This window comes from Streptomyces asiaticus (assembly GCF_018138715.1).
Classification (GTDB): Bacteria; Actinomycetota; Actinomycetes; order Streptomycetales; family Streptomycetaceae; genus Streptomyces; species Streptomyces asiaticus.
The window spans coordinates 4,047,246-4,068,946 of sequence record NZ_JAGSHX010000006.1; the positions used below are offsets into that span (position 1 = coordinate 4,047,246).

The 21,701-nt window shown below is 71.8% G+C and carries 19 protein-coding genes; 10 read left to right on the forward strand and 9 right to left on the reverse strand.

Features of this window, described 5'->3' with window-relative positions:
* Positions 1-58: 58 nt before the first annotated feature.
* Positions 59-1,354 (reverse strand): hypothetical protein, encoded by a 1,296-nt coding sequence (locus tag KHP12_RS24440; RefSeq protein WP_210609441.1) that lies wholly within the window; start codon positions 1,352-1,354, stop codon positions 59-61.
* A 186-nt stretch (positions 1,355-1,540) separates the two neighbouring features.
* On the opposite strand from KHP12_RS24440, the gene KHP12_RS24445 reads away from it, so the two are divergent.
* A complete protein-coding gene (locus tag KHP12_RS24445) occupies positions 1,541-4,687 on the forward strand; it encodes a helicase-associated domain-containing protein (RefSeq protein ID WP_211833738.1) in 3,147 nt (1,048 codons plus the stop codon).
* Between the two features lie 33 nt (positions 4,688-4,720).
* Here KHP12_RS24445 and KHP12_RS52920 read toward each other — a convergent pair whose 3' ends face one another.
* Positions 4,721-5,617: a VanZ family protein gene (locus tag KHP12_RS52920; RefSeq protein ID WP_308036125.1), complete on the reverse strand. Its 897-nt coding sequence runs from the start codon at positions 5,615-5,617 to the stop codon at positions 4,721-4,723.
* 167 nt (positions 5,618-5,784) lie between these two features.
* Here KHP12_RS52920 and KHP12_RS24455 point away from each other — a divergent pair, with 167 nt between their 5' ends.
* From KHP12_RS24455 to KHP12_RS24465, 3 genes are all read left to right on the forward strand, one after another.
* On the forward strand, positions 5,785-7,434 hold the full coding sequence (locus tag KHP12_RS24455) for a DNA repair helicase XPB (protein WP_086882466.1): 1,650 nt from the start codon (positions 5,785-5,787) through the stop codon (positions 7,432-7,434).
* Positions 7,435-7,652: 218 nt separating this feature from the next.
* Complete coding sequence (locus KHP12_RS24460; RefSeq protein ID WP_246643172.1) at positions 7,653-8,159, forward strand: hypothetical protein; 507 nt, start codon at positions 7,653-7,655, stop codon at positions 8,157-8,159.
* A gap of 264 nt (positions 8,160-8,423) precedes the next feature.
* On the forward strand, positions 8,424-10,496 hold the full coding sequence (locus KHP12_RS24465) for a HelD family protein (protein ID WP_086882467.1): 2,073 nt from the start codon (positions 8,424-8,426) through the stop codon (positions 10,494-10,496).
* A gap of 152 nt (positions 10,497-10,648) precedes the next feature.
* On the opposite strand, the gene KHP12_RS24470 is transcribed toward KHP12_RS24465, so the two are convergent.
* On the reverse strand, positions 10,649-11,371 hold the full coding sequence (locus KHP12_RS24470; protein ID WP_211833740.1) for a copper homeostasis protein CutC: 723 nt from the start codon (positions 11,369-11,371) through the stop codon (positions 10,649-10,651).
* A 144-nt stretch (positions 11,372-11,515) separates the two neighbouring features.
* Here KHP12_RS24470 and KHP12_RS24475 point away from each other — a divergent pair, with 144 nt between their 5' ends.
* The 3 genes from KHP12_RS24475 to KHP12_RS24485 all read left to right on the forward strand — a co-directional run bounded on the left by KHP12_RS24475 (position 11,516) and on the right by KHP12_RS24485 (position 12,910).
* Positions 11,516-12,193 carry an HD domain-containing protein gene (locus KHP12_RS24475; protein WP_210609445.1) on the forward strand — a complete coding sequence of 226 codons (678 nt, stop codon included), beginning with the start codon at positions 11,516-11,518 and terminating at the stop codon, positions 12,191-12,193.
* Between the two features lie 332 nt (positions 12,194-12,525).
* Complete coding sequence (locus KHP12_RS53825; RefSeq protein ID WP_425573807.1) at positions 12,526-12,708, forward strand: wHTH domain-containing protein; 183 nt, start codon at positions 12,526-12,528, stop codon at positions 12,706-12,708.
* Positions 12,709-12,751: 43 nt separating this feature from the next.
* The gene (locus KHP12_RS24485) at positions 12,752-12,910 is read left to right on the forward strand and encodes a hypothetical protein (RefSeq protein WP_167442599.1); all 159 of its coding nucleotides are present in this window, start codon (positions 12,752-12,754) and stop codon (positions 12,908-12,910) included.
* A gap of 10 nt (positions 12,911-12,920) precedes the next feature.
* Here KHP12_RS24485 and KHP12_RS24490 read toward each other — a convergent pair whose 3' ends face one another.
* The 3 genes from KHP12_RS24490 to ltrA all read right to left on the reverse strand — a co-directional run bounded on the left by KHP12_RS24490 (position 12,921) and on the right by ltrA (position 15,534).
* Positions 12,921-13,145: a DUF397 domain-containing protein gene (locus tag KHP12_RS24490; protein WP_086883254.1), complete on the reverse strand. Its 225-nt coding sequence runs from the start codon at positions 13,143-13,145 to the stop codon at positions 12,921-12,923.
* On the reverse strand, positions 13,142-13,972 hold the full coding sequence (locus KHP12_RS24495) for a helix-turn-helix domain-containing protein (RefSeq protein WP_086883253.1): 831 nt from the start codon (positions 13,970-13,972) through the stop codon (positions 13,142-13,144). Before KHP12_RS24495 ends, KHP12_RS24490 begins: the two co-directional genes overlap by 4 nt.
* Before the next feature lie 302 nt (positions 13,973-14,274).
* Positions 14,275-15,534 (reverse strand): group II intron reverse transcriptase/maturase, encoded by a 1,260-nt coding sequence (ltrA, locus tag KHP12_RS24500; protein ID WP_086883252.1) that lies wholly within the window; start codon positions 15,532-15,534, stop codon positions 14,275-14,277.
* A 623-nt stretch (positions 15,535-16,157) separates the two neighbouring features.
* Here ltrA and KHP12_RS24505 point away from each other — a divergent pair.
* Positions 16,158-16,400: a hypothetical protein gene (locus KHP12_RS24505; protein WP_372455225.1), complete on the forward strand. Its 243-nt coding sequence runs from the start codon at positions 16,158-16,160 to the stop codon at positions 16,398-16,400.
* On the opposite strand, the gene KHP12_RS51265 is transcribed toward KHP12_RS24505, so the two are convergent.
* Positions 16,388-17,854: an HNH endonuclease signature motif containing protein gene (locus KHP12_RS51265; protein ID WP_308036124.1), complete on the reverse strand. Its 1,467-nt coding sequence runs from the start codon at positions 17,852-17,854 to the stop codon at positions 16,388-16,390. The genes KHP12_RS24505 and KHP12_RS51265 overlap by 13 nt on opposite strands.
* 218 nt (positions 17,855-18,072) lie before the next feature.
* On the opposite strand from KHP12_RS51265, the gene KHP12_RS24520 reads away from it, so the two are divergent.
* Positions 18,073-19,317 (forward strand): Cmx/CmrA family chloramphenicol efflux MFS transporter, encoded by a 1,245-nt coding sequence (locus tag KHP12_RS24520; RefSeq protein WP_086883251.1) that lies wholly within the window; start codon positions 18,073-18,075, stop codon positions 19,315-19,317.
* A 360-nt stretch (positions 19,318-19,677) separates the two neighbouring features.
* Here KHP12_RS24520 and KHP12_RS24525 read toward each other — a convergent pair whose 3' ends face one another.
* Together KHP12_RS24525 and KHP12_RS24530 are read right to left on the reverse strand one after the other, a co-directional pair.
* Positions 19,678-19,950: a DUF4031 domain-containing protein gene (locus KHP12_RS24525; RefSeq protein ID WP_086883250.1), complete on the reverse strand. Its 273-nt coding sequence runs from the start codon at positions 19,948-19,950 to the stop codon at positions 19,678-19,680.
* A complete protein-coding gene (locus KHP12_RS24530) occupies positions 19,950-20,306 on the reverse strand; it encodes a DUF8819 family protein (RefSeq protein WP_086883249.1) in 357 nt (118 codons plus the stop codon). The genes KHP12_RS24525 and KHP12_RS24530 overlap by 1 nt, the downstream gene beginning before the upstream one ends.
* A gap of 326 nt (positions 20,307-20,632) precedes the next feature.
* Between KHP12_RS24530 and KHP12_RS24535 the strand changes: the two genes are divergently transcribed.
* On the forward strand, positions 20,633-21,610 hold the full coding sequence (locus KHP12_RS24535; protein ID WP_372455226.1) for a MurR/RpiR family transcriptional regulator: 978 nt from the start codon (positions 20,633-20,635) through the stop codon (positions 21,608-21,610).
* Positions 21,611-21,701 lie beyond the last annotated feature (91 nt).

Here is a 21,701-nt window from a genome sequence, read left to right on the forward strand (position 1 = left end):
GCGTCAGCCCTTGCGCCTCGCCGCCCCGGCGTTCAGCCCTTGCGCCTTGCCCCGGCGTTCAGCCCTTGCGCCTCGCGGCGCGCCAGAGGAGGAACAGCACCGAGGCGATGGCCGCGCCCCGGACGACGTAGGGCCAGGTCTCGGTCAGGGCGTCCTTCCAGCCGTGTTCGGGGATCGGCTCGCCCCACTTGTGGTCGGCTCGGCCGTACAGCCAGATCGCGGCCCCGGCCACGACCAGGCCGGGCATGCCCAGCGCCGCCCACTTCGCCTCGGCCGGGGAGCGGCGGTAGGTGCTGTAGTACGCGATCACCCAGCCGAACGCGATCGGGATGATGTTGCCCAGGGCGGCGCCCGCCACGAGGAGCCCGACCGCCACCAGCAGCACCGGGCCGAGCCCGGACAGCCAGGTGGGGACGCCGCTCCCGCCCGCGGGCTGACCGGCGGCCTTACCCGCCTTACCGGGCCCGAGCAGTACGCGGCGCAGCCCGCCGCGCTGCTTGCCCCCGGCCTCCGCCTTCTTGGCCTCAGCCTTCGCCTTCGCCTCCGCGGCGGCCTCGGCCTCGGCTGCCTCGGCCTCAGCCGCCGCCTTCGCCTCGGCCTCCCGCCGCTCCTGGCGCTCCTGCTCGGCCGACTTGCCCTTACCGAGCAGTTCGGGGATCTCGATCCCGCCGGTGAACCCCTCGACCGCGCCGTACTGCGCGTCACGCTGCTCGGGCTGGGCGAACGGGCCCGGCTCGACGTGCCACCAGTCCATGTCGGACTCGCGCGGGCCCAGTTCGTCCTCGCCCGCGAGGTGCGGCGGCGAGGCGGCATTGGACGGGGGCGGGGCGGGGGTGGCGGGCCTCGGCTTGATCAGGGAGGGGGTGCCGTCGCCCGGGGTGTGGTTGGCGGGGCCGTTCCCGTTCCGGTCGTTCCCGTTCCGGCCGGTGCCGGGCGCCCCCGGGGCGTCCTCCTCGCGCGGGGCGGGCACCTTACCGGTGAGACCGCTGCTCTTGGCGAGCCCGGCCAGCTTGTCGCGGGCCGCCCGCGCCGCCCCGGCGGCTCCCCGTGGCGACGCGCCGCCGCCCGCACCGCCGCCCCCCGTACTGGGCCCACCACCCATTCCCCCCGATCCCGGATCGGGGCCTCGGCCACCCGCGGCGGCCACCACATCGGCCGGTGAGCCCAGCTTGGACAGGATCCGCTTCACCCCGGCCGGGCTGTCCGCCCCTCCGGTGGCCCGGCGATGGTCGATATCGGCACGGAGTCCGGAGACCAGCCGCATACGTTCACCGGACGACAGACCTTGTTGCTGAGCCAGGTCCCCGACACGGCTCAGATAGTCGTAGACGAGCTTCTCGCTCTCGATCCCCACCAAGACCCCTGAGTATGCGCACCGTCGGCGTATCAGTCGGCTCCGACGGTACCGCGCGGAACCGGAATCCCGCCGCATCCCCTCCGTCCCGCACCCCGCGGGTACTGTGGATCGAATGAGCAGTTCATGGAATCGAGAGGGCTGACATGCCCGAAGAGACCAGCTCGCGCAACCGGGAGGCATGAGTTGCCCGCAGACACCGGCCACGGGGACAGCGGTCCGCCGGATCGCGTCCCCCGGGGCGGCGGCCCACGAGACGGCGGCCACGGCGACCGTGGCCGCGGGGTGCCGCGCACCCTCGCCGAGGAGCTGCGCACCCGGCCCGACGACGCCCTCGCCGCCCTGCTGCGCGCCCGCCCCGATCTGCTCTCCCCGGTCCCGAACGACCTCACCCAGCTCGCCACCCGGGCGGGCACGCGCGCCTCGGTGGTACGGGCGGTGGAGCGTCTCGACCGATTCGCGCAACAGACCGCCGAGGCCCTGGCCGTCGCGCCCGACCCCTGCTCGTACGAGACCCTGCGGGACCTGCTGACGGGCGACGAAGGCCCCGAGGGGGCCGGGAGTCCGGAGGAGGCCAGGAGTCCGGAGAAGGCCAGGAGTCCGGAGAAGGCCGGGGGCCCGGAGAAGGCCGGGGAACCAGAGAAGGCCGGGGGCCCGGAGAAGGCCGGGGATCCAGAGAAGCCCGGGAGTCCGGAGGAGGCCGGGGGTACTGGGGCCGCCCGTAGTGCCGGGAGCGCCCAGCCCCCGGGGGATACCTCGGCCGCCGGGCCCGCGTCGGGCGTCGGCGCCGCTTCAGGCACCAGGGCCGCTCAGGGGCTCGGGCCCGCCGCGGGCACCGGGACCGCCGCGGGCACCGGGACCACCTCGCGCACCGGAACCGCCTCCGGCACCGGGACCACCTCGGCCGCCGGAGCCACCGCGGGCATCGGCGCGCCCCTGCGCGCCGAGGAACGTGCCGCGATCGTCGACGAGTTGCCGCGGGCCGTGGCCACGCTGCGCGAGCAGGCCCTGATCTGGGGTGGGGACGATCGGCTTCGGCTCGTCCGAACCGCTCGCGAGTTGCTCGCGCCCTCGCCCACCTCGCCCTCCCCCACCGGGCTCGGCCCGACCGTGCGGGAGGCCACGTCCGGGATGTCGCCGGGGCGGCTTCAGGAGCTGCTGGCGGCGGCCGGGCTGTCGCCCACGCACGATCCCGTCACGGCGGTGACGGCCCTGGCCGAGCTGTTCCGGGACCGCGCCCGGATGGCGGCGCTGCTCGACGGGGCGCCGGCGGGCGCGGCGGCCGTGCTGGCCAAGCTGACCTGGGGGCCGCCGTACGGGGAAGCGTCCGTCACCTCGCCCACCCCGCCCGTCGGCTGGCTGCTGGACCGCGCGCTGCTGCTGCCGTCCGGGCCGCGCAATGTCGTACTGCCCCGCGAGGTCGCCCTGCATCTGCGCCACGGCCGGGCACACCGCGCACCCGAGCCGTTCGCCCCGCCGCTCTCGCCCACCACCGAGCACGATCCACAGGTTGTGGACAACACCGCCGCGGGCCAGACCTTCACCGCCCTGGCCACTGTCGAGGAGCTGCTGGGGCAGTGGGAGACCGCCGGGCCGCCCGTTCTGCGCGCGGGCGGGCTGAGCGTCCGCGATCTCAAGCGGACCGCCGTGGCACTCGACGTGTCCGAACCGGTCGCCGCCTTCTGGATCGAGCTGGCGTACGCGGCCGGGCTGGTGGCCTCCGACGGCGAGACCGACGAGCGCTACGCCCCCACCCCCGCCTACGACGACTGGCTGCGGCTGCCCGCCGAGGAGCGCTGGGCGCGGCTCGCCGCCGCCTGGCTGCCCGCGACCCGTACGTCGGGCCTGGTCGGCGGCCGGGACAGCAGGGGCCGCACCCTCGCCGCGCTCGGCCCGGAGCTGGACCGCTCCCCGGCCCCCGAGGTCCGCCGCCGGGTCCTGGAACTCCTGGCCACCCTCCCGCACGGCGCCGCGGCCGCCCCCGACGTCCTGCTGGCCCGGCTGCGGTGGGAGCGGCCGACCGGCCACCGCGGGGCCCCGGCCCCCACCGCGGCCGCCCCCGGCGCGGCCGCCCCTTCCGCCCCCGCCCCCGGGGCCGCCTCCACCGCCGCCTCGCCCACCGCCGCCTCGCCCACCGGCGCCTCGCCCACCGGCGCCTCGCCCACTGGCGCCTCCGCCTCGCCCACCGGCGAGGACCTGCGCTCGCGGCTGGCCCGCTGGGCCGTCGCCGAGGCCGAAATGCTCGGGGTCACCGGCCGGGGCGCGCTCTCCGCCCATGGCCGCGCCCTGCTGGAACGCCATCCGGACGAGCCGACGGCCGCCGAGAGCGACCTCGCGTCCGCCCAGGCCGCCCGGCTGCTCGCGCCGCTGCTCCCCGAGCCGCTCGACCACGTCCTGCTCCAGGCCGACCTGACCGCCGTCGCGCCCGGCCCGCTGGAGCGGCCGCTCGCCGAGACCCTGGGCATCCTCGCCGACGTCGAGTCCAAGGGCGGCGCGACCGTCTACCGCTTCACGCCCGAGTCCGTACGCCGTGCGCTGGACGCCGGACGGACCGCCGACGATGTGCACACCTTCCTCGCCGCGCACTCCCGCACCCCGGTGCCCCAGCCGCTCGCCTACCTCGTGGACGACGTGGCCCGTAAGCACGGACGGCTGCGCATCGGCGCCGCCTCCGCGTATCTGCGCTGCGACGACGACGCGCTGCTCGCCGAGATCCTCGCCGACCGCCGTTCGGCGGGGCTGCGGCTGCGCCGCCTCGCCCCCACCGTGCTGGCCGCCCAGGCGCCGCCGGACACACTGCTGGAGGGGCTGCGGGCGATGGGGTACGCCCCGGCGGCCGAGTCCGCCGAGGGTGATGTGCTGGTCAGCCGGGCCGAAGCCCAGCGCACCCCGCCCCGTAGGCCGCCCGCCCCGGTCCCGGAGGGCCCCCCGGTGCCGGACGCCACCCTGCTGGGCGCGGCGGTGCGCGCCATCCGCGCCGGGGACCTCGCCGCGACGGCGCCCCACAAACCTGCGGCCGTGGCCGAGGCGAGGCCGGAGGCCGCTTCCGGCTCACGGCCTGGGGCCGCGTCCGGGTCCGCCGCCAGTGGCGACCGGCTCCCCCGCACCACCTCCGCCGACACCCTCGCCACCATGCAGGCCGCGGCCCTGACCGGCTCCAACGTCTGGATCGGCTACGTCAACGCGAACGGCGCGGCCACCCAGCGCGTGATCGCCCCGGTGCGGGTCGAGGGCGGCTTCGTCACGGCGTACGACCACACGGCCGACGAGGTCCGTACGTACCCCCTGCACCGCATCACGGGCGCCGCCGAACTGGCCGAGGACGCCACCTGACCCCACCTGGGCCGGAATCGTCCCGTCCGGCGCTCACGCCGCGGGCGGCGCCTCGGTCCCCCGCCGGGTCCACCGGTGCCACCAGTGGCGGCGGCGCGGATGCAGGGCCCGGCCGAGCCAACGGCCGACCACGACATAGCCGAGCAGCGCGCCCGAGGTGTTGAGGATGACGTCGTCGATGTCGAAGGCCCGGCCTTCGACGATGAGCCCCTGAGCGGTCTCGACGGCCACCATCACCAGGGCCGTCACCACGACCACCCGCACCGCGCCCCGCGCCTTCGGCACCAGCATCGGCAGCAGCACCCCGAAGGGCGCGCCGAGCAGCACATTGCCGCCGATCTGCTTCACCGTGTCCTGGAAGGCGGGCTGGTCGACGTAGGCGCGCAGCGAGCGTCCCGGATGCAGATTGGTGTGGACGAGGTCGACGGAGCCGGGCTGGGGCACGAGCGTGGCCTTGGCGAGCGCCGCCGCGAAGCCGACCATGCAGACGAACGCGACGAGCAGCACCATCGCCCGTGCCACGCGCGCGCCGAACGAGGTGCGCTGTAGCGGCGCCTTCTCCGGGGCGCCCTGGGGCTCGAGGGGTTCGGGGGGTTCGGCAACCCGGCCCTTCACGGGCGGCGCCTTCGTGGGCGGCGTCTTCGTGGGCCGCGCCTTCGTGGGCTGGGCCTTCGCCGTCCGGGCCTTCGCGGTCGGCGACTTCGCGCTCTGCTTCTTCGCGGCCACGGACCCCTTCGTCGGGCCCCCGCCCGTCCGCGGCCCGTTCTTCTGACCGGCGGCCGCGGCCGCCTTCTTCCGGCCCTGTCCACTCGTCTTCTTCTGGTCGCCCGTCGTCCGGGAACCCGTCTTCGGCTTCTTCTCCGCCGTCCGCTTTACCGTCGTCCTCTTCTCCGCCGTCCGCCGGATCTCCCATCCAGCGATGCTGATCACAGGGACTCGCCTCCCGCCCATGGCTCCGTTGTCGCCGCTGCGTCGGTCCGTTTTCCGTCTTCGCCGCTTGCCCGTAGCCGCCCGGAGTATCCCTGTGGCTCTCCGCCATGCCTCCTCGATGGGGGACACTGGTTCTTTGGCCGGCCAGCACGAAAGGACCCAGGCGCGTGAACGGACCCCTCATCGTCCAAAGCGACAAGACGCTCCTGCTCGAGGTGGATCACGAGCAGGCGGACGCCTGCCGCCGCGCCATCGCGCCCTTCGCCGAGCTGGAGCGAGCGCCCGAGCACATCCACACCTACCGGGTGACCCCGCTCGGGCTGTGGAACGCCCGCGCCGCCGGGCACGACGCCGAGCAGGTCGTGGACGCCCTCGTGGCGTACTCCCGCTACCCCGTCCCGCACGCCCTCCTCGTGGACGTCGCGGAGACCATGGCCCGCTACGGGCGGCTGCGGCTGCTCAAGCACCCCACCCACGGGCTGGTCCTGGAGACCAGCGACCGCCCGGTCCTCGAGGAGATCCTGCGGTCGAAGAAGATCCAGCCGCTGGTCGGCGCCCGGATCGACCCGGAGACGGTCGTCGTCCACCCCTCCGAGCGCGGCCAGATCAAGCAGACGCTGCTGAAGCTGGGCTGGCCCGCCGAGGACCTGGCCGGCTATGTGGACGGCGAGGCGCACCCCATCGAGCTGCGCGAGGACGGCTGGGCGCTGCGGCCGTATCAGACGCAGGCCGTGGAGGGCTTCTGGCACGGCGGCTCGGGCGTCGTCGTGCTGCCCTGCGGTGCCGGAAAGACGCTGGTCGGGGCGGGTGCTATGGCCACCGCCAAGTCGACCACGCTGATCCTGGTCACCAACACCGTCTCCGCCCGCCAGTGGAAGCACGAGCTGGTGCGCCGCACCTCGCTCACCGAGGAGGAGATCGGTGAGTACAGCGGTACGCGGAAGGAGATCCGCCCGATCACCATCGCCACGTACCAGGTGCTCACCACCAAGCGGAAGGGCATCTACCCGCACCTCGAGCTGTTCGACTCCCGTGACTGGGGCCTGATCGTCTACGACGAGGTGCATCTGCTGCCGGCGCCCGTCTTCAAGTTCACCGCCGACCTCCAGGCGCGGCGGCGGCTCGGGCTCACGGCGACGCTCGTCCGGGAGGACGGCCGGGAGTCCGATGTCTTCTCGCTCATCGGGCCGAAGCGCTTCGACGCGCCCTGGAAGGAGATCGAGGCGCAGGGCTACATCGCGCCCGCCGACTGTGTCGAGGTCCGGGTCAATCTGACCGAGACCGAGCGGCTGGCGTACGCGACCGCCGAGACCGACGAGAAGTACCGCTACTGCGCCACGACCGACTCCAAGCGGCAGATCACCGAGGCGCTGGTCGCCCGGCACAAGGGACAGCAGACGCTGGTCATCGGGCAGTACATCGACCAGCTCGACGAGTTGGGCGAGCACCTGGACGCGCCCGTCATCAAGGGCGAGACCACCAACGCCCAGCGGGAGAAGCTCTTCGAAGCCTTCCGGCAGGGCGAGCTGTCGGTGCTCGTCGTCTCGAAGGTGGCCAACTTCTCCATCGACCTCCCCGAGGCCACGGTCGCCATCCAGGTCTCCGGCACGTTCGGCTCCCGCCAGGAGGAGGCCCAGCGGCTCGGCCGGGTGCTGCGCCCGAAGGCCGACGGCCACCCGGCGGTCTTCTACTCGGTGGTCGCGCGCGACACGATCGACCAGGACTTCGCGGCGCACCGCCAGCGGTTCCTGGCGGAACAGGGGTACGCGTACCGGATCGTGGACGCGAGCGAGCTGCTCGCGGACGAGGACGTCTGACGTTCGGCCCCGGGGCCGGTCGCTCATGGCCCCATGACCCCTGACGCCATGTCCCTGGTTTCATGCCCCCTGGCCCCCTGGCCCCATGTCCCCATGCCCCCATGACTTCTGTCATGGGGGACCGGTGATGGGCGGCTCTGTCCGGGACGTTCCCCGCCCGGAAGGATCGTGAGTGTCAGCAGGACACGGCACCACATGACGCCGAAGGGGCGGGGGGCATGGGCATCAGCATCCGCAATCGCAAAGCCGAGACCGAGGCCGAGACCGAGGCCGAGACCAAGACCGAGACCAAGACCGAGACCAAGACCGAGACCAAGACCAAGACGAAGACCACCGAGGTCGATCTGAGCGGGATCAAGCCGCTGCCGCTGTGGTTCTTCGGCTTCGAGGGTGTCATGGGGGCCGCGTACGACCTGACCAAGGCGTGGGACGACGCATGGATGGTGCTCATCGGGATCGCCCTGGTGAACATCGCCGTCGGGGCGACCGTGCTGCGCCGCCGGGTGAAGCTGATGCGCGCGATGCTCAAGAACTCCCACACCCGGAAGATCGCCATCGGGCTGCTCGCGCTCCGCGTCGGCCTCCATCTCGTCCTCGCCGCACTCGGCGCCCCGGTCACCTCGGTCGCCGGGCATCTGGCCGTCGCGGTCCTGATGGGCACGGCGACGGTGACGCTGATGTGGTTCAACCAGCGCATGACCTTCCGCGCGCTGCGACTCGCCTGACCGGTCCGATGGTGACTCGTTCGAGGAGCCGCCCCCGGGCCGGGGGAGCCGCCTCCGGGGCGGCTCCCCCGGCCCCGTCATAATTCATTCGCCTCCCCGACATGCCCTGCCTACAATCGCCGGTCTTGCCGCCTCCCGCGTTCCGAACGGGAGAGCCGCCGCCCGGACGGAAACCGGTCGGCATCTCGTATCGCGCGTCCTGTACGTACCGCGCATCCGCTTTGTGCACTCGCTTGTGTGTACTCGCTCGCCGGAGGCTACGCCGTGCCCTCGCACGCCCCTGACCACTCAGACCCCCTCGCGCGGGAGCGCGCCCATCTGACCGCGTCCCGCGCCGCACTGCGCGTCATGCGCGCCGACGTCGAGGCCCTCGACCTCCGGGACGTCGCCGCGAACTGGGTCAACGCCGAAGCGCTGCACCACCAGGTCAGCGAGCGCATCAAGGCCCTCGCCGACCTCGCCGACACCCCGCTCTTCTTCGGCCGCCTCGACTATCTGCACGCGCCGGGCGCGGAGACGGCGGAGGGCGCCGAGGGAGAACGCTTCTACATCGGCCGCCGCCATGTGCACGACGCGGACGGCGACCCCATGGTCATCGACTGGCGTGCCCCCGTCTCCCAGCCCTTCTACCAGGCGTCCAAGAAGGCGCCGATGGACGTCGGGCTGCGCCGCCGCTTCGGCTATACGGGCGGCGAACTGACGGCGTACGAGGACGAACGGCTCTCCGACCCCACCGAGGACGAGCAGACCAGCAAGCTGCTCCAGTCCGAGATCGAGCGCCCGCGCGTCGGCCCCATGCGGGACATCGTGGCGACGATCCAGCCGGAGCAGGACGAGATCGTCCGCCAGGGGATCGGCGGCACCATCTGCGTCCAGGGGGCGCCGGGCACCGGTAAGACGGCCGTGGGGCTGCACCGGGTGGCCTATCTGCTCTACGCCCACCGCGAGCGGCTGGCCCGCTCCGGCACCCTGGTCATCGGCCCGAACCGCTCCTTCCTCCACTACATCGAGCAGGTCCTGCCCGCCCTCGGCGAGCTCCAGGTGGCGCAGGCGACCGTCGAGGACCTGGTGACCCGGCCGTCCCTGGGCGCGGTGACGCGGGGCACCGACTCCGCCGACGCGGCCCGTATCAAGGGCGACGCACGGCTGGCCGAGGTGCTGCGCCGCGCCCTGCGCTCGTACGTCACCCGCCCCACCGAGCCGTGCGTCGTGGTGCGGGGCTCACGCCGCTGGCGGGTGCCCGCGTACGAACTGGAGGAGATCGTCGAGGAGTTGCTCACCCGCGACATCCGCTACGGCGCGGCCCGCGAGGCGCTTCCGCGGCGCATCGCGCACGCCGTGCTGGTCCGGATGGAGCAGTCGGGCGAGGCGCCCGACGACCGGGTGCAGGACGCGGTGGCCCGTAACCCCGCCGTCAAAGCGGCCGTCAAGGCGATCTGGCCGCCGGTCGACCCGGCCAAGCTGGTGCTGCGGCTGCTCTCCGACGCCGACTTCCTGGCCGAGCACGCGGACGGCGTCCTCGACGCCGATGATCAGAAGACCGTCCTGTGGGCGAAGCCCGGGCGTGGTGTGAAGTCCGCGAAGTGGTCCCCGGCGGACCTGGTGCTGATCGACGAGGCCGCCGATCTCATCGAGCGCACCTCGTCCCTCGGTCATGTGGTCCTGGACGAGGCGCAGGACCTCTCCCCCATGCAGTACCGCGCGGTCGGCCGCCGATGCAGCACCGGCTCGGCGACCGTGCTCGGCGACATCGCGCAGGGCACCACCCCGTGGGCGACGGCCAGTTGGGAGGAGGCCCTGACCCATCTGGGCAAGGAGGGAGCAGGGATCGAGGAGCTGACCCAGGGCTTCCGCGTGCCGCGCGAAGTGATCGCGTACGCCTCCCGGCTGTTGCCCGCGATCGCCCCCGGCCTGTCGGAGGCCACCTCGATCCGCGAGGCGGCGGGCGACTTCTCCGTACGGGCCGTGGACCCCGCGGACCTGGACGCGGCCGTGATCGCCGCCTGCCACGAGGCCCTGGCCCACGAGGGCTCGATCGGGCTGATCGCGGCCGACGCCCGCATCCCGGCCCTGGCCCAGGCCCTCGACGCGGCGGGCCTGACCCACCTCACCCCCGGCGAGGAGACCAGCGCCGAGTCCCGCCTCACCCTCGTCCCGGCGACGCTGGCCAAGGGTCTGGAGTACGACTACGTGGTCCTGGACGAGCCGGCCGCCGTGGTCGACGGCGAACCCGACGAACGCACGGGGCTGCGCCGCCTGTACGTGGCCCTGACGCGTGCGGTGTCCGGGCTGACGGTGATCCACGGCGCGCCGTTGCCGGAGCGGCTGGCGACCTGACGGGGGTGGGGGGCGGTCTGGCGGGGCGGGGTGCGGTCTGGCGGGGGCGGGGGCGGTCCAGCGGGGGTGGGGCGCGGCCCGGCGGGGGCGGGGTGCGGCCCGGCGGGGGCGGGGCGCGGCCCGGCGGGGTCCGGCCCGGCGGTCGCCCCCGGTCAGGCCACCGGAACCGGCGCGTCCAAGACCGTGCGCCACTGGCCGACCGCGGTGGCGTCCACCGGGCCCGACCAGCCGTCGGGGCGGGCCGCGCCACCGATGTGGAAGGCGTTGATCCCGGCGGCGCGCAGGGCGGGCAGATGGTCGAGGCGCAGCCCGCCGCCCACCATGATGTGCGCTTCGTAGCCCGGGGTACCGGCCCGCTCGGCCTCGGCGAGCAGGGTGGGCAGACCGTCGTCCACGCCGCGCGCCGACCCTGCGGTGAGATATGTGTCGAGGCCGGGGATGTCCGCGAGCCGCTTGCGCAGGCCGTCGCGATCCGCGGCGCGGTCGATGGCCCGGTGGAAGGTCCAGCGGCTCTCGTCCACGCCGCCGCCCGCGCCCACGACCTCGGTCAGCGCGGTGACGGCGGCCAGGTCGACCCCGCCGTCGTCGGCCAGGAAGCCCAGGACGAACTCATCCGCCCCCTCCGAGTGCAGCGCGGCGGCGGCCTCGCACAGCGCGTCGAACGCGTTTCCGGTCGCGAAGCCGTCCGACGCGCGGAGCATCACCCGCACCGGCAGATCGACGGCCGAACGAACGGCGGCGAAGGTCTCACGGGATGGGGTGAGCCCGTCGGCGGCCATGTCGGTGACCAGTTCGAGGCGGTCCGCCCCTCCGGCCTGTGCGGCGATCGCGTCCGTGGGGGTCAGGGCGATCACCTCGAGCAATGGTCTAGACATGCAGGACAGCTTGCCACACCGCACAAGAGGGCAAACCGCTACCCCACAGTTGGCCCATGCCCACACCCGCACCCGCACCCACACCCGCACCCACCCGTCATCCGGCCCATGACGCGCTGCAAACCGCTACCCCACAATTGGCCCATGCCCACATCCGCACCCTCACCCGCCCGCCATCCGGCCCATGACGCGCTGCTCACCCGCTGGACGGACCTCCTCACCAGCGCCCGCGACGCCACGGCCCCGTCCCCCGTTCCCTACGGCGAAGACCTCCTGACCCGCTGGGCCGAGCCCCAGCGCCGCTACCACACCACCGATCACCTGCTCGCGGTCCTGGACCGGGTGGACGAGCTGCTCCCCCACGTCCAGGCCCCCGACCCCGCCGCGATCCGCCTCGCCGCCTGGTTCCACGACGCCGTCTACCTCCCCGACCGCTCCACCAACGAGGAACGCAGCGCCCGCCTCGCCGAACGCGCCCTCCCGGAAGCCGGCGTCCCGGACCCCCGCGTGGCCGAAACCGTCCGCCTGGTCCTCGTCACCGCCGACCACGACCCCGCCGAGGGCGACACCAACGGCGAGGTCCTCTGCGACGCCGACCTCGCCGTCCTGGCGGGCTCCCCCGAGGACTACGGCGCCTATGCGGCGGCGGTCCGCGAGGAGTACGGATTCGTCCCCGACGACACCTTCCGCGAGGGCCGGGCGAACGTCCTCCGCCATCTGCTGGGGCTGTCCCGCCTCTTCCGCACGCCCATCGGCAACGACCGCTGGGAGGCCGCCGCCCGCCACAACATGGCCACTGAGCTGGAGCTGCTCGGTGCGTAACATGTGCCGTTCGCGGCTCTAAAGTTGACGGTCCATCCGCGCTCGCCAGGGGGCAGCATGGACGACAACGCAGTACACCTCGATGACCAGGCACTCCCCTTCTGGGTCGAGGTGACCGAGGACGGCGACGACGACTCGATGGGCATCCTCGGAGGAGGCAACCCCGAACTGCGCATGGTCCCGCTCGGCCCACTGCGCAAGAACCTCGCCGCGACCGTCGACGCCCTCCAGCAGGTCTTCGCCGACGTCGCCGCCCGCGGCGGCACCCTCCCGCTCGCGGAGGCCCAGCTGTCCTTCCAGGTCAAGTCATCCCCAGAGGACAACTGGCTGCGATCGCTCAGCATCTCGACAGATCAGTACCGGATGTCGCAGATCGCCTTGCCGAGCTGGGGTTCGAGATACCTGACCCCCTGCCCGCCTCTGAACTCGTAACTCAAAAAGATGCACAGCTGTTCAAGCGCGGGTACCGAATTCCATCGGACTGGCCTGCCGAAAACAGACCAGTCGATGTTTGAGACTGAGCAGCTACTCGCTGACGTACTCAATCCGAAGACCGCGATGACGATCGAATCCGCCCGCAGCGACCACCGTATCGGCCCTATTTCCCTGCCAGCTCTCGCCTCAGTCGCGATGCGCCACCGGACAACCTTCCGCGAGGCGGCCGAGCTCGCCGCACGGCTCGGCATGTCCCACGAGGCGGAGGACTGGTTCGAGTAAGACGCCTGCGTCAGACCTCAGGGAACTCACCGCGTATGAGAGCGGACACGAACGACGACCAGCCCTCCGCGGGGAAAGTCAGCGTCGGTCCGTGCGGGTTCTTGGAGTCGCGGACCGGGATGGTGTCGTGGGTCTGGGCGAAGGTGCGGGAGAACTCGACGCACTGGCCGCCGCTGCCGTCGCTGTAAGAAGACCTGTCCCATTGGGCAGCCGTGAGATCCAAGTCGGCGCTCATTCGCGGTACTCCTTCGACACGGTCTTGATCAGGCTCAGTGATCGATCCGGGGACAGCGCATGCGCCCTGAGCAGATCATAGTCATCCAGGGCACTGGCGACCGTCCGTGCGGAGTCGTGCATCCTGCCGCCCACCCGGGTCTCGGTGTAAAGCACCGTGGGGGCATCCGTGAAGCGCAACAAGGTGAAGGGCTTCGCGTGTGCGGCGGGAGCTCCTGCCGAGAACGGCATGACCTGAAGCTTGACGTGTGGTGACTCCGCCGCCGTCAACAGGTACTCAAGCTGCCCGGTCATGACGTCGGCGCCGCCAACCACCGTTCGCAGGCACGCTTCGTGCAGGATGACCCAGAGGAGCGGCGGAGCCTCCAGCTCGAATACCGCGCGTCGGCTCAGACGTGCCGCGACCTTGCCCTCGATCACCTCGGCTTCTTCCCGCGGATGGGATGACCGGAAGATGGCCCCTGCGTAGTCCTTCGTCTGAAGGATGCCGATCACGAGGTTCGCCGAATAATCGAGCACCCGTGACGCCTTGCGTTCCAGGTTGAGATACGGGGTGAACCACGAGGGATGGTCGCCCTCATCGATCCGCCGAAGCATGCCCGCGAACAACTCTCCCGTGCCGAACGCGATATCGCAGCCCTTCGCGAACTTGTCGCTGGGTCTGGGCAGAAGCTTCCCGGCCTCCACCCTGCTGACGTACGCCTCCGAGTAGCCGGCCGCCTGGCCCAGGCGCTTCTGCGTGAGCTTGCGGGCGAGACGGACCTGTTTGACGTCACGACCGAAGCGCTGGAGCGGGTTCAAGTGAGCTGGTGGGGTGGTCTCGTCCAATGCTGTGACCTCTCGCTATGTGATCAGGGCCAGCATCGCGGCAGGTCACGGACTTGCGCGCAGCCGTTCAATGCGTCTCATTCTCTCGGCATCCGCGTTACCCGCGTGACCAATTGACTACACGCGGTGCCCATCCTGGCGTCGCCGGAAACAGCTGAGTGGAGCTGATGACATGAACGGTCTACGCCTCTTGCCATGGTCCAGCCCGGAGGGGTCGAGTAGCCGAGGGGAGTCGCACCCCTCGGCTCTCACGGAACCGTGCGTAACAGTCTCCCGTTACACGGCTCTTATCGTTCTGATCGTCAGGTCGATACGGCCACGGTGGTGCAGTGCCAGTGCGCGAACATTCGGGGGTATCGCCGGGCGATCTCCTGCATCTTCGCGATGGCTGTCCGCCGGGCCGAGAGCCGTTTGTATTTCTTGCGGATCCAGCGCACCAGGTAGGCGTTGATGCGCATCAAGAGCGGATACATCTCCCAGGGCCGGAAACGGCCGTAGTAGTTGATCCAGCCCGCGACGACGGGGTTCATCCGACGTGCGAGCTCGGCGAAGGACAGGTCGGAGCGACGATGCAGGCGCCAGGAACGGACCTCGCGGCTCATCTTCTTCAGGGCCTCTTTACTGACCGCCGGTTCGAACGACAGGAACTGACTGCCATGTCGGTCCCGGTTGCGTCTGGCGCGGAAGGTGTACCCCAGGAACGTGAACGCGGTGTCCTCGAAGGCGCGTTTGCGTTTGCCGTCCTTGCAGTACACGATCCGGGTCTTGGCCGGATGCAGTCGCAGTCCAACCTCGGCCATCCTGTCCGTGAGCGCGGCCAGCACGTGGCGGGCCTGGCGCTCGGAGACGCAGTGCAGCACCGCGTCATCCGCATACCGCTCGAACCAGACGGCCGGGAACTCCCGTGCCATCCAGGTGTCGAACGCGTAGTGCAGGAACAGGTTTGCCAGCACGGGAGATACCGGGGCTCCTTGCGGGGTTCCCCTCTCCCGCTCCAGCAGGGATCCGTCGGGCATGACGAGCGGGGCACCGAGCCACCGCCGCACGTACAACTTCACCCAGACGGCGTCGGTGTGCGCTTCCACCGCCTTGACCAGCAGGTCCCAGGGCACGCTGTCGAAGAACCTGGCGATGTCGAGTTCCACCACCCAGTCCCGCTTCCAGCAGCGTTTCCGGCACCTTTCCACTGCATCCAAGGCAGACCGTCCGGGCCGGTATCCGAAACTGTCCGGGTGGAAAACGGGCTCCACCCTACGCATCAGATGCCGGGCCACCACGGTCTGTGCCACCCGGTCGGCGACAGCGGGAATGCCGAGCATCCTCGTGCCACCGCCGTGCGGTTTGGGAATAGCCACCGCCCGCACCGGAGGCGGAAAGTACGAGCCCGACGACATCCGGTTCCAGATCTTGTACAGATTGTTCTTCAGACCCTTTTCGAAGTCATCGATTCCCTGCCCATCCACCCCCGGCGCACCCTTATTCGCTCTGACTTCCTCCCACGCCTCCTTGACTTCCCACTTCGAAATTTCAAATGGCTTGACCTGTGACTTCAACTGGCCCATCGAACTCCTCCCGGAGATCCTCCGGTTGATGCGATCAACACAGTCACGAACGACCCGGCCCCTTCGCTCCACCCCCGCTACAGGGGCTTCACCACTACTACGAGCCGGTCCGCCGGCACGCCCCGCCTCGGTACTCGACCCCTCACAGTTTCTGCTGCTTGGGGCACTCCCTCTCACCCGCCAAGGCACGGCGGGCAGTATCGAGGCGTGCCTTCTCCTGTTCCATGCGGAAGCCGCAGACCGGATTCACGTCGCCTCCATGCCGGACATCGCCTGGCCAATAGACGGGCACCCGCCAGACCCATCCCGGAGTTGGCTTTAAACCCCGGTTTTGATGTCGTCTTGTAGCATTTCGACACGTCAGCAGCGATTCACTTGCGTTCGTCTTCCCGGTCCCTACCTGACGCCTCTCGGGCGCCTTTTCCTCATCGCTCACCACAACGGTCTTCAGCCAATGCAGCATGAGGCGGTTTGAAGCCTCCCCCCGCAGGGCGACTCCGAAGGGCCAAAACCTTCATCTCCCGCACAGCACCACTTCCAGAAGCTGCCCTACAACCAACTCCCTTTCATGTTCAGGACACACAAAGCCCTGCTATCTGGCGACGGACAACGGCAACAGCCGATTGAGCCGGAAGGCAGACGAGGTCGAGGCTCTCCAACTCGCCATGGGCGTCCAACTGCTCGCCCATGCCCGCGCTCTGCTCGACGAGGACAAGGCGACAAGTGGTGGACTCCGCTTTCTGGCCCGGCGGCTGGTTGAGGCGCTGACAGACGCATTGCGCGTCGTCGAGAGCAGGGGTGGACGGCTCCTTGTCCGTGGCGAGCAGGGCGCCGACGAGCGGAACCGAGCCGATCAGCGACGGTAGTCATGGGGTCGGTTGGTGTACCTGTGGCCGGTGGGGGCGGTCCAGGTGGTGGTGCCGGTTCGGGAGTCGCGCTTCACCGCCCAGCCGGGGTGGTGGGTCTTCATCCGGTGGTGGCGTCTGCACAGAGCCCCGAGGTTCTCCGGGACCGTCTGGCCGCCCGCCGCCCGGTCGTGGTGGTTGAACGGCTCGACATGGTCCAGGTCGCAACGGTGGGCGGGCATGCGGCAGGTCGGGAAGGTGCAGTAGGCGTCGCGGGCGATGACATGCCGCTCGGTTTCGGCGGTGGGTTTGTAGGTGGTGGGGTCGGTCTTGATCAGCATCCCGGTCTTCGGCTCGATGATCAGGCGGTGCCAGACCGTGCCCTTGGCGAAGGCGATCCTTCGGGCCTGCCCTGCGGTGATCGGGCCGTAGCCCTTGAGCTGGGCCGGGTCGTCGCTGTCCCCCATCAGGACGTCCAAGGGGACGGTGACCTGGACGACTGCCGCCGAGCGGCCACCTGTGGTCGGCCCACTTGTGATCGGACCACTTGTGATCGGACCGCCCAGGCCCGACCTGCCCGGGGCCGGCCTGCTCGGGGCCGACCCGCTCGGGGTTGGCTCGCCCAGGACCGGTTCACCTGAAGCCCGCACACCTGAAGTCGCCACACCCGGGTCGGTGCGGTTGAGCACCAGGTCGACCAGGGCGTCCACCCGCTTCTGCTCCAGGGTGCGGCCCTCGTCGGGCAGGGTGGCGGCGTGGGCGTCGACGGCGGCGTTCATGGCCGCGGCCTGCTCGGCCGGGAGGGTGGCGCCCCAGAGCGCCATGCCGTCGTCCTTCGGATAGTGGACCATCTGCCGCTCGCGCTTACGGGCCTGGTGGCGCTGCTCGGCGCCGTGCGGATCGGCTCGTAGGATCTCGCGGGCCAGAGCGCGGCGGGTCTGGCCGGTGGCCATGCCTGGCATCTTCTCCACCAAGGCGGCCTCGACCTGTCCCGCCACCTCGGGGTCCAGGACTGCGCATGCCTCGGTGACGGCTACTGCCTGCATGTAGCAGATCTCTCCGCGCTCCAGCATCCCCAGCGTGGTGGGGTAGTGCCGGTCGAGCTCGCGGGCTACCTCCAGACGCTTTGCGGCCGTCGTGCCGGACAGCTTCAGCGCACAGGCCACTTCCTCGCAGGTGAAGTTCCAGGCGGCCTCCGCGTCGCGATCCCGTACGGCCGCCGGTAGCTCCGCCTCGGCGTCCGCTTCCAACGCGGCCAGGATCTGGGCCTGGTGTGCCTGGATCCACCCCGTATGACGCTCCAGGGCTTTTAGTGCGTCGATCCGGCCAGTGCGGGACAGCTTCTCCGCGTCCAGGACCGGCAGTACGGCCGCGGTCTCCGGCCCCGGAGCCGCTGTGGCCAGATACGCGGCCCATTCGTCCGGCGTGCCCGGGCCGTTCAGTTCGCTGGTCGTCTCCTCCGTCACGTCGATCACCCCCCGTGATCTCCTCAACCCGCCTCCCCCAGCGGGTTCACATCTCCATCCTTCCTCACTCAGCGTGACGACACCAGGTCACAACCGCCAGTCCACACCATCGAGTGAACGTTCGAGAAGCGCACACCCCGATGTTCCGCGCAGGAATGCCGACCTCGTTCCACGACGTTGAGCCTGGCATGCCCTCCTCCTCCCCAGCGGATTCCGCTCGCTCCCGCATGCCCCTGGCGGTCTACGTCCTCGGGCTGTCCGTGTTCGCCCTCGGTACCTCCGAGTTCATGCTGTCCGGGCTGCTGCAACCCGTCGCGCGGGACATGGGGGTGTCGATCCCCACCGCCGGGCTGCTGATATCGGCCTTTGCGATCGGGATGGTGGTCGGGGCGCCTGTACTGGCGGCGGCCACGTTGCGGTTGCCGCGGCGGACGACGCTGATGGCGCTGCTTGCGGTGTTCGGGCTCGGGCAGATCGCGGGGGCGGTGGCGCCGTCGTACGGGGTGCTGTTCGCGTCCCGGGTGGTGAGCGCGCTGGCGTGCGCCGGGTTCTGGGCCGTGGGCGCCGCGGTGGCGGTGTCGCTGGTGCCGGTGAACGCGCGGGCCAAGGCGATGGCGGTGATGGTCGGCGGGCTGAGCATCGCGAACATCGCCGGGGTACCGGCCGGGGCGTTCCTCGGGCAGCACGCGGGGTGGCGGGCCGCCTTCTGGGCGGTGGCCGGGCTGTCGGTGGTCGGGCTGGTCGGGGTCGTCGCGCTCGTACCGCGTACGGAGGTGCCGACCGGGGACGACCAGCCGCGGCTGCGGGCCGAGTTGCGCATCTACCGCGACCGGCAGGTGTGGCTGGCGCTGGCCGCCACCGCGCTGAGCGGTGGCGCGGTCTTCTGCCTGTTCTCCTACCTCGGGCCGCTGCTGACGGACGTGGCGGGGCTGGACGAGGGCTGGGTGCCGACCGTGCTGGCGCTGTTCGGGGTCGGCGCGCTGCTGGGTACGGTGATCGGCGGGCGGATCGCGGACGCGCATCTGTTCGGCACGATGTTCTGGGGCATCGTCGCCTCGACGGTCGTGCTGAGCGCGCTGGCGCTGACCGCGCACAGCGCGGTCGCGGCGGTGACCTTGGCGCTGATGCTCGGCTTCACCGCCTTCTTCACCGCGCCCGCGCTCAACGCCCGGATGTTCAACCTCGCCAACGCCGCGCCCACGCTCGCGGGCGCAACGAACACCTCAGCCTTCAACATCGGCAACACCGTGGGCCCGTGGCTCGGCGGCCTCGTCATCGACGCGGGCTGGGGCTACCCGGCCGTGGCCTGGACGGGCGCGGCCCTCGCCGGTACGGGCGCGGCGACGACGGCCGCCGCGATGCGGGTGCACCGGGCGGAGGGCGCGTCCCGCGTCATCGCCACATCGGCCTCCTCGGCGGGCAGGGAAGCGGCCCACGACCTGGCCGCTGACCCGTCGCGCACCACGCGCTGAACAGGCGCCCGCCTCGCTGCGCGGGCTGCGGCAACACCGCCCGCACACGCCCGCACACGCCCGCACACGCCTGCACACGCCCGCACACGCTCGTGGGCACGAGCGGCGGCGCGGCACCGCGCGCGGCGAGGGCGCGGACCCGCGCGCGGACCCGCGCGCGACGAGGGCGCGGCGAGGGCGCCGTGCGGCCGGTCGGAGAGCGGCAGAGCGGCGAGGCGGCAGAGCAGCGAGGCGGCAGAGCGGCAGAGCAGCCGGTCGGCAGAGCGGCAAGGCGGCAGAGCGGCAAGGCGGCAGAGCGGCAAGGCGGCAGAGCGGCAAGGCGGCAGAGCGGCAAGGCGGCCGCGGGCCCGCCCATTCCGGTCAGTCGGCGCCCGCGGCCCGCTTGGGTCGGCGGAGGCCCGCGGCCTTGAGGCGGCGGAGGAGTTCCTTGCTGCCGACCTCCTCCGCACCCGCCCGTACCGCCTTCGCGTACAGCTCGCTCGGCACGTCGTAGTGGTCGCGGTCGAAGCCTCGGCGCGGGGCGCCGATGCGGGCGGCGAAGGCGTGGAGTTCGGCGTAGGAGGCATCGCTGACGAGGTGGGACCACAGGCGGCCGTGGCCCGGCCACGCGGGCGGGTCGATCAGGACGGCCATCAGAGGGTGGTGCCCAGCGATCCCACGGGCGCCACCGCGACCGCCGTCTTGCCGCAGACCCAGTGCGGGTCGGGGCCCAACTCGGGCTCCACGTCGAGGGCGTGGAGGTCGCCGCCCGTGGTGCAGACGGGGCACAGCGGCCAGCGGCCGTACCGTTCCAGCAGGGCGTCCTGGACGTCCTGGGCGACCAGACCGGCCACGTACGCGGCGCCCTCCGGCCATTGCTCGACCCACCACCGCCGGTGCGCGATCGCGTCTTCGACCAGCGAGACGATGTCGGCGCGGGCGACCTCCCCCGCCGCGAGGTCGGCCAGGACGAGAGCGCGGGCCGCGTGCAGTGCCTGTTCGAGCTTCATGGGTCCCATTGTCACCTTTGCTTCCTCCTGTCGCCTGTTCGCTTCGCCCGCGGGCCCGGTCCGTCCCGGGCCGGTCCGTCCCGACTCGGTCCGTCCCGGCTCGGTCCGTCCCGGCTCGGCTCGGCCCGCGACCGTTCGATTCCTCCGCCTCCCGGCTGCCCCGTCCGTCTCGGCTGCCCCGTCCGTCCCGGCTACCCCGTCCGTCCCGGCTACCCCGTTCGTCCTGACTGCCCCGTCCGTCCCGGCTACCCCGCGCCCGCTCGCCGACCCGCCGCGTCGTCGTCCGGAGGGTTGACCGGCACCGTGGCCGGAAATAGTTTTCGCTGGTGAGTAGCGATCTGAAGGAAACTTTCATGCCTCCTCCGCAGCCCGACGCCACACCACCCACACCAGCACCCACACCGCCCACACCCCTCGCCCCACCCGCCCCTGCCGCCCTCGCCGCCAAGGTCCGCACGTTAGCCCCCTCCATGACCCGGTCCATGCACCGCGTCGCCGAAGCCGTGGCCGGCGATCCGGCCGGTTGCGCGGCGCTCACCGTCACCGGGCTCGCCGAGCGGACCGGTACCAGTGAGGCCACGGTCGTCCGCACCTCCCGGCTGCTCGGCTACCCCGGATACCGGGATCTGCGCCTCGCGCTCGCCGCGCTCGCCGCCCAGCAGGCCGCCGGCCGGGCCCCGGCCGTCACCGCGGACATCGCGGTGGACGATCCGATCGCCGACGTGGTCACCAAGCTGGCGCGGGAGGAGCAGCAGTGCCTCGCCGACACCGCCGCCGGGCTGGACACCAGCCAGGTCGAGGCGGCCGTCTCGGCGCTGGCCGCCGCCCGCCGGATCGATGTGTACGGGGTCGGGGCGTCCAGCCTCGTCGGCCAGGACCTGGTCCAGAAGCTGCTGCGCATCGGGCTGATAGCCCACGCCCACGCCGATCCACACCTCGCGGTCACCAACGCGGTCCAGCTGCACTCCGGCGACGTCGCCATCGCGATCACCCACTCCGGGCGTACGACCGACGTCATCGAGCCGCTGCGGGTGGCCTTCGAGCACGGGGCGACCACCGTCGCGATCACCGGACGGCCGAACGGCGAGGTCGCGCAGTACGCGGACCTGGTGCTCACCACCTCCACCGCCCGCGAGAGCGAGTTGCGCCCGGCGGCCATGTCCAGCCGGACCAGCCAGCTGCTGGTGGTGGACTGCCTGTTCATAGGGGTCGCCCAGCGGACGTACGAATCGGCGGCGCCCGCGCTCTCCGCGTCGTACGAGGCGCTCGCGCACCGCCACGATCCGCGTCCCGGGCACCGCTGAGCCCGGCCGGTCCCGCCCGACGGCCCCTCCGCCCGACGGCCCCTCCGCCCGACGGTCCCGCCGGCCGGTCCCGCCCGCGCGCTCCCACCCC